Consider the following 11,027-nt stretch of genomic DNA (forward strand, 5'->3'; position numbering starts at 1 on the left):
GGAAACACTTAAGGTGTTTGCGACCGTGGCCGCCGAAAGGCTCGAAGCGGGGTTCGACTCGAACGGCTGCGACGGCCTCAATTTTGCTTTGCCGGCTGATCTTCCTTCACTTGAGGCCTTTGCCGATCGCGTGCTGCCGGAGTTGCAGCGTCGCGGCCTGGCTCAATCCGCACGTGCCGAAGCGACGTTGCGCCAGCATCTCGGACTCGAGGCGGGAGGCAAACCATGAGCCCGCGGCAGATGAAGCTCGGCCTGTTCCTGTGGGCGACAGGCCACCACATCGCCGCCTGGCGCCATCCAAAGGCGCATGTCACCGCGGGCATCGACATCGGCCACTACATACAACTCGCCCGCACGGCCGAAGCGGCGAAGCTCGACATGATCTTCTGCGAGGATGCCGCCGGCCTGCGCGAGGCCAATGTCGGCATCGCCAGCCAGACCTCGCGCTCGATCGGTTTCGAGCCGATCAGCCTGCTTTCGGCGATCGCCGTGCAGACCGGGCGCATCGGCCTCGTCTCGACAGCTTCGACCAGCTACAACGAGCCCTACGGGCTGGCGCGCACCTTTGCCTCGCTCGACCAGCTGAGCGGCGGCCGCGCCGGCTGGAACCTGGTCACTTCGGCAAGCAATATCGAAGCCGCCAATTTCGGCTCGATGGGCCTGCGTTCGCATGCCGACCGCTATGAACGCGCCCGGGAATTCGCCGCTGTGGTCGCAGGTCTGTGGCGTGGCGCCGGCAGTGGCGGCCTCAATCATGACGGCCAGAGCTTTTCCGTCAGGGACGCGCTCGACCTGCCGCGTTCGCCGCAGGGCGCGCCGGTCATGGTGCAGGCCGGAGCCTCGGAGGACGGCAAGGACCTCGCTGCCAGGACCGCCGATGTCGTGTTCAGCGCGGCCCAGACGTTTGAGGAGGCGAAGGCCTTCTATGACGACGTCAAGGGCCGGCTCGCTGCCTATGGGCGCACGTCGGGCGACGTCAAGATCATGCCCGGCGTCGCGCCGGTCGTCGCGGCGACCGAGCCGGAAGCCCGGGCAAAGCATGAGGAATTGCAGGAGCTGATCCCGGACGAGGTCGGCGTGGCGCTGCTCTCCAGCTATCTCAGCATTTCCGACCTCTGGCGCTATCCGATCGACGGGCCGCTGCCGGAACTGCCGGAGAGTGAGGGCATGAAGAGCCGGCAGGCGCTGGTCGTCGAGCAGTCGCGCCGCGACGGCCTTTCCATCCGCCAGCTTGCCCGCCATTTCGCCGGCGCCCGCGGTCATTGGCGGATCGTCGGCACGCCGGCGCAGATCGCCGACGAATTGCAGGCGCGCTTCGAAGGCGGCGCCGCCGACGGCTTCAACGTCATGCCGTCCTGGTTCCCCGGCGAGCTCGACGCCTTCTGCGCCCTGGTCGTGCCGGAGCTGCAGCGGCGCGGCCTGTTCCGTACGGAATACGAAGGCCGCACCTTGCGCGAGCACCTCGGCCTGAAAGGGCCGGCATCAGCTGCTTAGCCGGCGTCCATCAGGCGAGCCGTCCCGGATACCCTGATCGAGCTGCCTGGCTGAGACGGAATGTCGGCATGCAGCCTTGAGCGCATGCCCATGTCCTCGCCCTGCACGATGTCGATCGCGCCGCCATGCGGCCAGCCGAGGTTGCGCAGATAGCCGGCGAAGGCGGCGGACGAAGCTCCTGTCGCGGGATCCTCGTAGACGCCGCCCGACGCGAACGGGTTGCGCGTGTGGAAGAGTCTGGGTGTCTCGGCAAAGGCGAGCAGGATCGTCACCAGCCCTTCGCGCCGCATCAGCGCCTGCCCGCGCTTCAGGTTATAGGCCATTGCAGCCAGCGCCTCGCGTGACTTCAGCGCCAGCACCAGATGATCGGCGCCGCCATGGATCAAAGCCGGCGGAATGGCCAGATCGAGATCCTCTGTCCTGTAGCCGAACAGCGCCAGCGTTTCGGTGACAAGCTCTGGCGGGGCCGATCTGCTGCGCGTCGGGGGAGACTGCAACGCCGCGACGATGTTGGCGCCGTCACGAAACCCCTCGACGGTGATTTTCGCCTGATTGAGGGTCAGCGCAAAAATCCCGTCGCCGAACTGCCGCACCAGCGCAGCACCAAGCGCAATCGTGGCATGGCCGCAGAACGGCACTTCGCTTTCCGGAGAGAAATAGCGGACCCGCCAGCCATCGCCTTCCGGCGCCGCAAAGGCTGTTTCCGAAAAGCCGACCTCGGCCGCGACGCGCTGCATTTCGATGGCATTTGGTAAAGCATCGCCGATCACCACACCGGCCGGGTTGCCGCCGGTGTCGCCATCCGAAAACGCCGCAATTCTCAATACGTCCATCAGGGGTCCGCCTCGTGCCTGTGAGGCGCGCAGAAAACACTTTCCGGAACGATTTGGGAAATGAAGAAAGCGACGAGCAGCTGTGAGCGGAGGTCATATCCCAGCAGCGTCGCCGCCGGCGCCTGGCGACTGACCTCAGTCGGCCATCGCCTTCTCGGACGTGCTTGAGGCAGTCGCCTCAGTGGCATGCGAGACCAGCGCCGTCATGATCTCAGCGGCGGCAAGTGCCGCGATCACCGGCGGCCGCTTGTCCTTCACCGCATTGCCGCCGATCGGCGAGACCAGGCGGTTGAATTCCGCCTCGCTGCCATCGGTCGACTTCAGGAACCAGCTCTTGAACGTCGCCTTCTTGGTCCTGGAGCCGATCATGCCGACATAGGCGGCGTCGCCGCGCTTCAGCGCCTCGGCGACGATCAGGAAATCGAGCGCATGGTCGTGGGTGAGGATCGCAAAGGCGGCTCCGGCATGTGCCTCGCGCACGATGGCCTCAGGCATCGGCGTCAGCCTCGTCTCGACCGTTTCCGGCATCCCTTCGAGCGCTTCGGCGCGCGTCTCGACGACGACGGCATGGATGGGCAGCAGCGCCAACGCCGACGCCAGCGCCTGGCCGACATGACCGCCGCCGAAGACATAGACATATGGTAGGTGCGCCTCCTCGACCTCGGCTTTGGCGATCAGCTCTTGTTCGAGTGCCCCATCGACCGGGCGGATCAGCACCTCGACGCGCCCGCCGCAGCACTGGCCGATCTCGGGCCCGAGCGGAACGTCGAGCGTGGCGCAGACTTCGTCCACCTCGATCCGAGCCTCATCGGTGGCAGATCGCGATGGCGTCCGCCCGCCCAGCAGCTGCCGCGCCTTGTCGATCGCCATATATTCGAGCTGGCCGCCGCCGATCGTGCCGTAAATCGCCGAGGCCGAGACCAGCATGAAGGCGCCGGTCTCGCGCGGCGTCGAGCCCTTGGTTGCCGCGACCTCGACCAGCGCGGCCCGGCCGGCTTGGCCGAGAAAATCCTTCAGGCTTTGCACTGTCGAGTTCATCGTCTGCATTCCCGATACGGAAATATAGAGTTTTTCGCCCCGAATTGCACCTTTGGCCCAGTTCAAGCCGGTCTTGCGGCTTTCAGCCGTTCGATCGCCATCAGCACCCGCTCTGGCGTCGCCGGCGCGTCGAGGCGCGGGCAGATCCTGTGGTCGGCGACGCTCGCCACCGCGTCCGACAGCGCGTGCAGCACCGACATGCCGAGCGGGAAGGGCGGTTCGCCGACCGCCTTGGAGCGATGCACGGTCGGCTCGTACGCCTCCGGCCAGTCGGCCAGCGTGACGTTGAAGATCTTCGGCCGGTCCGACGCCAGCGGGATCTTGTAGGTCGACGGCGCATGGGTGCGCAGCCGCCCTTTTTCGTCCCACCAAAGTTCCTCGGTGGTCAGCCAGCCGATGCCCTGGATGAAGCCGCCCTCGATCTGGCCGAGGTCGATGGCGCGGTTCAGCGAGCGGCCGGTCTCGTGCAGGATGTCGGTGCGCTCGACCACATATTCGCCGGTCAGCGTGTCGACCGACACCTCCGAGCACGAGGCGCCATAGGCGAAGTAATAGAATGGCCGGCCTTCACCCTTGTCGCGGTTCCAGTGAATCTTCGGCGTCTTGTAGAAGCCCGCAGCCGAGAGCTGGATGCGCGCCATATAGGCCTGCTTGACGAGGTCGGCGAAGGCGATCTCCTGATTGCCGATGCGCACGCGGTTGGGCAGGAACAGCACCTGGTCGCGCGGCACCTGGTATTTTTCGGCGGCGAAGTTGGTCAGCCGGTCCTTGATCTGGCGGGCGCCGTTCTGCGCCGCCATGCCGTTGAGGTCGGAGCCGGACGACGCCGCGGTCGCCGACGTGTTCGGCACCTTGCCCGTGGTGGTGGCGGTGATCTTCACCTGGTCGAGGTCGATCTGGAACTCTTCCGCCACCACTTGCGCCACCTTGAGGTAGAGCCCTTGCCCCATCTCGGTGCCGCCATGGTTCAGATGCACCGAGCCGTCGGTGTAGACATGCACCAGCGCGCCCGCCTGATTGTAGTGTGTGGCGGTAAACGAGATGCCGAACTTGACCGGCGTCAGCGCTAGGCCGCGTTTGATGAAGCGGCTGTTGGCGTTGAAGGCGCTGATCTCGCGCCGGCGCCGCTCATAGTTCGAGCTCGCCTCCAGCTCGGCGATGATGCGGTGGATGATGTTGTCCTCGACCGTCTGGTGGTAAGGCGTGATGTTGCGGTCACTGGTGCCGTAGAAATTCTTCTTGCGGATCTCGAGCGGATCCTTGCCGAGGGCAAAGGCGACCTCGTCGATGACGCGCTCAGCGCCGACCATGCCTTGCGGCCCGCCGAAACCGCGGAAAGCGGTGTTCGACACCGTGTTGGTGTAAAGCGGCGCCGACTGCGCATGCACCGCCGGCCAGAAATAGGTGTTGTCGCAGTGGAACAGCGCGCGGTCGGTCACCGGGCCCGACAGGTCCGAGGAGAAGCCGCAGCGCGCCGCGAACATGAAGTCGACGCCGAGTATGTTGCCATCATCGTCGAAGCCGACCTCGTAGTCGATGAGGAAGTCGTGGCGCTTGCCGGTGGCGATCATGTCGTCGTCGCGGTCGGGCCTGATTTTCACCGCCCGGTGGTGCCGTTTCGCTGCGATTGCGGCGAGCGCGGCAAACTGGTTGCCCTGTGTTTCCTTGCCGCCGAAGCCGCCGCCCATGCGGCGGATTTCCACCGTGATGGCGTTGCTCGGCACCCCCAGCGCGTGGCTCACCATATGCTGGACTTCGCTCGGATGCTGGGTCGAGGAATAGATGGTGACGTCCTCGTCTTCGCCGGGGATGGCCATGGCGATGTGGCCTTCCAGGTAGAAATGCTCCTGGCCGCCGACGCGCATCTTTCCGTTGAGCTTGCGCGGCGCCGCCTTGATCGCCGCCGCCGCGTCGCCGCGCCTTAGCGTCAGCGGTGGCGTGACGAGCTTGTCCTTCCTTGGGTTTAGCTCGCCGATGTCGGTGACGAAGGGCAATTGCTTGTATTCGACCTTGGCCAGCCGGGTGGCGCGGCGCGCCTGTTCGCGCGTCTCGGCGATGACGCAGAAGATCGGCTGGCCGTAGAACTCGACCTTGCCGTCCGCCAGCACCGGTTCGTCATGGCGGCCGGTCGGCGAGATGTCGTTCTCGCCGGGCACATCCTTTGCCGTCAGCACGTCGACGACGCCGGGCGCCGCGCGCACCGCCGAAAGGTCCATCCTGGTGATGGTGGCATGCGTTGCCGCCGAAAGGCCGAGGCAGCCATGCAGGGTGCCGGCCGGCTCCGGCATGTCGTCGATATAGACCGCCGTGCCGCTGACATGCTTGTGCGCCGAATCGTGGCGCTGATCGCTGGCGACGCCGCCCTTGATCTTCTGCGCCTTCAGGTTGGGGACGTGCTTGGTCATCAGGCGGCCTCGTAGCGTGAGACCTGGAGCGGCGCCCTGGTGCCGGTGGTCTCGACAAAGAAGCGCAGCAGAAGGTTCTTCGCCGCCAGCGCCCGATATTCGGCGCTTGCCCGCATGTCGGTCAGCGGCGTGAAATCGCTGGCGTATTCGGCCATCGCGGTCTCCACGGTTTCCTCCGTCCAGGCCTTGCCGAGCAGCGCCTTCTCGACGGCAAAAGCCCGCTTCGGCGTCGCCGCCATGCCGCCATAGGCGATGCGGATGTCGGTGACGGTGCCGTCCTTGGTCAGGGCGAGATGGAACGCGCCGAGGGCGGCGGTGATGTCCTCGTCGCGGCGCTTGGTGATCTTGTAGACGGCAAACTTTGTCGCCTTGGCCGGCACCGGCACATGCACGGCCTCGACGAATTCGCCCGGCCGCCGGTCCTGCTTGCCGTAGGCGATGAAGAAGGTCTCGAGCGGGATGGTGCGCCGCTTGTTGCCGCGCCGCAGCGTCAGCCGCGCGCCGAGCGCGATCAGCGGCGGCGGCGTGTCGCCGATCGGCGAGCCATTGGCGATGTTGCCGCCGATCGTGCCCATGTTGCGCACCTGCTCGCCGCCGATACGGTCGAACAGCGGACCGAGCGCCGGTATCCGCTTCGACAGCATCGCGAAGGCGTCCGAGTAGGTAACGCCGGCGCCGATCGAGATCACGCCCTTGTCCTCGGATATCGCGCACAGCCCGTCGAGATTGCCGATGAAGACCGCCGGCGCGATCTCGCGCATATGCTTGGTCACCCAGAGGCCGACATCGGTGGAGCCGGCGACCAGTGTCGCACTCGGCTCCTTGTCGAGCAGCTTGGCCAGATCGTCCGCATTGGCCGGCACGATCAGCCGCGCCTTGCCCGAGCCGATCTCGACGCGCGCGCCGTCCTTCATCGCCGCGAGCCTTGCCGTGATCGCCTTGCGCTCCGCCGCCAGCGGGTCCTTCGCCGCCTTGCCGTAGCTGGAGATGGCACGCGCCGCGCGCATGATCGCCTCATAGCCGGTGCAGCGGCAGAGATTGCCCTGCAGCGCCTTCTCGATCGCCGCGTCCGACGGGTCGGGCGAGCGCATCCACAGCGCGTAGAGCGACATGACGAAGCCTGGCGTGCAGAAGCCGCATTGCGAGCCGTGGAAGTCGACCATCGCCTGCTGCACCGGATGCAATTTTTCGCCGTCGCCGCGCAAATGCTCCACGGTCACGACGTGCGTGCCGTCGAGCGAGCCGAGGAAGCGGATGCAGGCGTTGACGCCTTCATAGATCAGCTTGCCGGCCGAAAGCCTTCCGACCAGCACCGTGCAGGCGCCACAGTCGCCCTCGGCGCAGCCTTCCTTGGTGCCGCGCAGCGTCCGATTGAGCCGCAGCCAGTCGAGCAGTGTCGCATCGGGCGCGACATCGACCAGCGCGACATCCTCGCCATTGAGAATGAAGCGGATTTCGTTTCGGGTCTTGACCTTGGCCATGTCTCAGCTCCCCCGATAGGTCGAATAGCCATAGGGCGAGATCAGCAGCGGCACATGGTAGTGGCGTTCTTCCGCCATGCCGAAGCGGATCGGCACGATGTCGAGGAAGGCCGGCTCGGGCAGGCTCGTCCCTTGCCCGCGCAGATAGTCGCCGGCGGCGAACACCAGCTCGTATTCGCCGGTGCGGAAGTCCGCGCCGACAAGCAGCGGCGCATCGCAGCGGCCGTCATCATTGGTGACCACCGTCTTCAGATGCGTGCGCGCCTGGCGCTCGATACGGAAAAGCTCGATCGACAGGCCCTTGGCCGGCCTGCCGGTGGCAGTATCCAGCACATGGGTCGTCAGGCGCCCGCCATCGGCTTTCGACGTTTCTGCCACTGCCGTCTCCCATTTCCAGTACGACCGATTGGCCGGTACAGTCGAACGTCTTCTGGTCAATTGTGCGCCAATTAAAGGCGATGCATAAGTCCCGGTCGAGCGGAGCACGACAAAAAGCACTTTCAAAAATTTTCGGGGGAATGCACGAGCACTCCTTTCGATATCTTCATCTCAACAGTCGGGCAGGAGTGACGATGCGTTACGAACGGGACATGCGCGGTTACGGGGCCAATCCGCCGGACCCGAAATGGCCTGGCGGCGCGCATGTCGCGGTGCAGTTCGTCGTCAATTACGAGGAAGGCGGCGAGAACTGCGTGCTGCACGGCGACAAGGCTTCGGAAGCCTTCCTGTCGGAGATCGTCGGCGCTGCCCCCTGGCTCGGCCAGCGCCACTGGAATATGGAATCGATCTACGAATATGGCGCCCGCGCCGGCTTCTGGAGGCTCCACCGCCTGTTCACTGAAGCTCTAGTGCCGGTGACCTGCTACGGCGTCGCCACGGCGCTGGCGCGCTCGCCCGACCAGGTGGCGGCCATGCAGCAGGCCGGCTGGGAGATCGCCTCGCACGGGCTGAAATGGATCGACTACCGCGATCATTCGCCCGAGGACGAGAAGCGAGACCTCGAAGAGGCGATCCGGCTGCATTACGAGGTGACCGGCGCTCGGCCGACCGGCTGGTACACCGGCCGCACCTCGATCAATACGGTGCGGCTGGTCGCCGAGGAGGGCGGCTTCGACTACGTCTCCGATACCTATGACGACGAGTTGCCCTACTGGTTCGATCGCGGCGGGGTGGACAAACCGCAGCTCGTCATCCCCTACACGCTCGACGCCAATGACATGCGCTTCGCCACGCCTCAAGGCTTCAACTCCGGCGACCAGTTCTTCGCTTATCTGAAGGACAGTTTCGACACGCTCTATGCCGAGGGCAAGGCCGGCCGGCCGCGTATGATGAACATCGGACTGCATTGCCGGCTGGTCGGCCGGCCGGGTCGCGTCGCGGCGCTCAAGCGCTTCGTTGATTATGTGAAATCGCACGACCGGGTCTGGCTGGCGCGGCGCATCGACATCGCCAGCCACTGGCGCGAGACGCATCCTTACCAGGCGCCGGCGCTGCGTCCGTCGAGGATGGAGTTCGAGGCCTTCGTCCATGCCTTCGGCAGCGTGTTCGAGCATTCGCCATGGGTCGCCGAGCGCGCCTATGAGCTGGAACTCGGCCCGGCGCATGACAGCGCCAGCGGCGTGCACAATGCGCTCTGCCGCGTCTTCCGCGCCGCAACCGAGGCTGAGCGGCTGTCCGTGCTCAACGCCCATCCCGACCTTGCCGGCAAGCTGGCGAAGGCCAGGCGGCTGACGGCGGAATCGGCCAGGGAGCAGGCCTCCGCCGGGCTCGACGCGCTGACCGACAAGGAACGCGAGCTGTTCTCCAAGCTCAACGCCGCCTACGTCACCACTTTCGGCTTCCCCTTCATCATCGCGGTCAAGGGCAAGAGCAAGGACCATATCCTGGCGGAGTTCGAGCGGCGCATCGGCAACAGCCGCGCCACCGAGTTCGAAACCGCCTGCAAACAGGTCGAGCGCATCGCGCTGCTTCGGCTGAAAGACATGCTGCCGCTCTAAGTGTTTGGTTTTACGCAACTCCGGACGAAAGACCGTCACACACTGGATTTGCTCTGAGGATCAGGACTATGGACATGATCAAGACGCCCGAGCGCACCTACTACGCACCGCATGGCGGCCATCCCGGCCAGAGCGAACTGCTCACCGGTCGCGCCGTCTTCACCGAGGCCTACGCCGTCATCCCCAAGGGCGTGATGCAGGACATCGTCACCAGCGCGCTGCCGTTCTGGGACAAGACCAGGGTCTGGATCATCGCGCGGCCGCTGTCGGGCTTCGCCGAGACCTTCTCGCAATACATCGTCGAGGTCGAGCCCGGTGGCGGCAGCGAGCGGCCGGAGCCGGATGCCGGCGCCGAGGGCGTGCTGTTCGTCGTCGAGGGCGAGCTCAGTGTTTCGCTTGCCGGCGAGAAGCATGCGCTTCGCCCAGGCGGCTTTGCCTTCCTGCCGCCGGCCAGTGGCTGGACGGTGCGCAACGAAAGCGCTGCCGCCGTCCGCTTCCACTGGGTGCGCAAGGCCTATGAGGCGGTGGATGGCCTCGACACGCCGCCGGCCTTCTTCGCCAACGAGCAGGACATCGCGCCGAGCCCGATGCCCGGCACGGAAGGCCGCTGGGCGACGACGCGCTTCGTCGACCCCGCCGACCTGCGCCATGACATGCATGTCACCATCGTCACCCTGGAGCCGGGCGCGGTCATCCCCTTCGCCGAGACGCATGTGATGGAGCATGGGCTCTATGTGCTCGAAGGCAAAGCGGTCTACCGCCTCAACCAGGACTGGGTGGAGGTCGAGGCCGGCGACTTCATGTGGCTGCGCGCGTTTTGCCCGCAGGCCTGCTATGCCGGCGGCCCGGGCAATTTCCGCTATTTGCTCTACAAGGACGTCAATCGGCACGCCAAGCTCGGCGGCGCCGGCATAGCGGGGCGGGCGCGGTGACCCGCATCGTTGCCCGGCCGCTGACGCGCGAAAACTTCGCCCCGTTCGGCGACGTCATCGACATGGGCGGCGCCAATCACTACCCGATCAACGGCGGCAAGGCCGAGCGCTACCATGATCTCGCCACCGCGGAGGCGACTGGGCCCAATGCGCGCGTGCTGATCTCCATGGTGCGCGGCACGCCCTATGAGATGCCGCTCAAGCTGACCATGGTCGAGCGCCATCCCTTCGGCAGCCAGGCGTTCATTCCGCTGTCTCCAAGGCCATTCCTGGTCGTCGTCTGTCATGACGGCAAGGATGGCCCAGGCGAGCCGCACGCCTTCATCACCATGCCCGGCCAGGGCATCAACTACCGCCGCAACCTCTGGCACGGCGTGCTGACGCCGATCGGCGAGGCGCAGGACTTCCTGATCGTCGACCGCGGCGGCGACGGCTCCAACCTCGAGGAGTGCCATTTCTCGCACTCTTACGAGATCCACCTTCCCTGAACGCCCGAGATTACCCGTCATGACCGACATTTCACTGATCGACCGCCTGCTTGACGTCATCGAGCACGACATCGTGCCGAAGACGGCCGAGGGCGTTGCGCATGGCAACAAGCTGTTCGGCGCCGCGATCCTGAGGAAGGATGACCGCTCGCTGGTGCTGGCCGAGACCAACAACGAGATCGAAAACCCGCTTTGGCACGGCGAAGTGCATTGCCTGAAGCGGTTTTACGAAATGCCGAAGGCCGAGCGCGTCGACACCAGCGACGCGATCTTTCTCGCCACGCACGAACCCTGCTCGCTCTGCCTGTCGGCCATCACCTGGACCGGCTTCGACAATTTCTACTACCTCTTCAGCCACG

Annotated in this window: 10 protein-coding genes and 1 pseudogene; 6 read left to right on the forward strand and 5 right to left on the reverse strand. The window is 65.6% G+C overall.

The annotated features are described in order from the left end of the window. Positions 1 to 229: pseudogene (locus EN781_RS34330) on the forward strand (nitrilotriacetate monooxygenase); the annotation flags it as partial. Then, a complete protein-coding gene (locus EN781_RS13805) occupies positions 226 to 1,494 on the forward strand; it encodes an LLM class flavin-dependent oxidoreductase (RefSeq protein ID WP_126056975.1) in 1,269 nt (422 codons plus the stop codon). The pseudogene EN781_RS34330 and the gene EN781_RS13805, both read left to right, overlap by 4 nt. On the opposite strand, the gene EN781_RS13810 is transcribed toward EN781_RS13805, so the two are convergent. From EN781_RS13810 to uraH, 5 genes are all read right to left on the reverse strand, one after another. Then, a complete protein-coding gene (locus EN781_RS13810) occupies positions 1,491 to 2,327 on the reverse strand; it encodes a PhzF family phenazine biosynthesis protein (protein WP_126056974.1) in 837 nt (278 codons plus the stop codon). The genes EN781_RS13805 and EN781_RS13810 overlap by 4 nt on opposite strands. Before the next feature lie 135 nt (positions 2,328 to 2,462). Then, the gene (gene xdhC, locus EN781_RS13815; protein WP_126056973.1) at positions 2,463 to 3,365 is read right to left on the reverse strand and encodes a xanthine dehydrogenase accessory protein XdhC; all 903 of its coding nucleotides are present in this window, start codon (positions 3,363 to 3,365) and stop codon (positions 2,463 to 2,465) included. 62 nt (positions 3,366 to 3,427) lie between these two features. Beyond that, positions 3,428 to 5,770 carry a xanthine dehydrogenase molybdopterin binding subunit gene (gene xdhB / locus EN781_RS13820; protein ID WP_127400064.1) on the reverse strand — a complete coding sequence of 781 codons (2,343 nt, stop codon included), beginning with the start codon at positions 5,768 to 5,770 and terminating at the stop codon, positions 3,428 to 3,430. Further along, entirely contained in the window at positions 5,770 to 7,251 is a 1,482-nt protein-coding gene (xdhA, locus tag EN781_RS13825; protein WP_126056972.1) for a xanthine dehydrogenase small subunit, read from the reverse strand. The genes xdhB and xdhA overlap by 1 nt, the downstream gene beginning before the upstream one ends. 3 nt (positions 7,252 to 7,254) lie before the next feature. Then, positions 7,255 to 7,629 carry a hydroxyisourate hydrolase gene (gene uraH / locus EN781_RS13830; protein WP_126056971.1) on the reverse strand — a complete coding sequence of 125 codons (375 nt, stop codon included), beginning with the start codon at positions 7,627 to 7,629 and terminating at the stop codon, positions 7,255 to 7,257. Between the two features lie 194 nt (positions 7,630 to 7,823). Here uraH and puuE point away from each other — a divergent pair, with 194 nt between their 5' ends. The 4 genes from puuE to EN781_RS13850 all read left to right on the forward strand — a co-directional run. Continuing rightward, positions 7,824 to 9,248 carry an allantoinase PuuE gene (gene puuE / locus EN781_RS13835; protein ID WP_126056970.1) on the forward strand — a complete coding sequence of 475 codons (1,425 nt, stop codon included), beginning with the start codon at positions 7,824 to 7,826 and terminating at the stop codon, positions 9,246 to 9,248. A 68-nt stretch (positions 9,249 to 9,316) separates the two neighbouring features. Continuing rightward, entirely contained in the window at positions 9,317 to 10,180 is an 864-nt protein-coding gene (locus EN781_RS13840; RefSeq protein WP_126056969.1) for a bifunctional allantoicase/(S)-ureidoglycine aminohydrolase, read from the forward strand. Beyond that, a complete protein-coding gene (locus EN781_RS13845) occupies positions 10,177 to 10,668 on the forward strand; it encodes an ureidoglycolate lyase (protein WP_126056968.1) in 492 nt (163 codons plus the stop codon). The genes EN781_RS13840 and EN781_RS13845 overlap by 4 nt, the downstream gene beginning before the upstream one ends. Before the next feature lie 19 nt (positions 10,669 to 10,687). Continuing rightward, the coding region (locus EN781_RS13850) for a nucleoside deaminase (protein ID WP_145965500.1) at positions 10,688 to 11,027 on the forward strand (340 nt) is incomplete at its 3' end.

The sequence above is a fragment of the Mesorhizobium sp. M4A.F.Ca.ET.090.04.2.1 genome (genome assembly GCF_003999085.1).
Classification (GTDB): domain Bacteria; phylum Pseudomonadota; class Alphaproteobacteria; order Rhizobiales; family Rhizobiaceae; genus Mesorhizobium.

Excerpts from the sequence above, each read along its gene's own strand:
- EN781_RS13805 (WP_126056975.1), top strand. The coding sequence starts at position 226 with ATGAGCCCGCGGCAGATGAAGCTCGGCCTGTTCCTGTGGGCGACAGGC.
- EN781_RS13810 (WP_126056974.1), bottom strand. The coding sequence starts at position 2,327 with ATGGACGTATTGAGAATTGCGGCGTTTTCGGATGGCGACACCGGCGGC.
- xdhC (WP_126056973.1), bottom strand. The coding sequence starts at position 3,365 with ATGAACTCGACAGTGCAAAGCCTGAAGGATTTTCTCGGCCAAGCCGGC.
- xdhB (WP_127400064.1), bottom strand. The coding sequence starts at position 5,770 with ATGACCAAGCACGTCCCCAACCTGAAGGCGCAGAAGATCAAGGGCGGC.
- xdhA (WP_126056972.1), bottom strand. The coding sequence starts at position 7,251 with ATGGCCAAGGTCAAGACCCGAAACGAAATCCGCTTCATTCTCAATGGC.
- puuE (WP_126056970.1), top strand. The coding sequence starts at position 7,824 with ATGCGTTACGAACGGGACATGCGCGGTTACGGGGCCAATCCGCCGGAC.
- EN781_RS13840 (WP_126056969.1), top strand. The coding sequence starts at position 9,317 with ATGGACATGATCAAGACGCCCGAGCGCACCTACTACGCACCGCATGGC.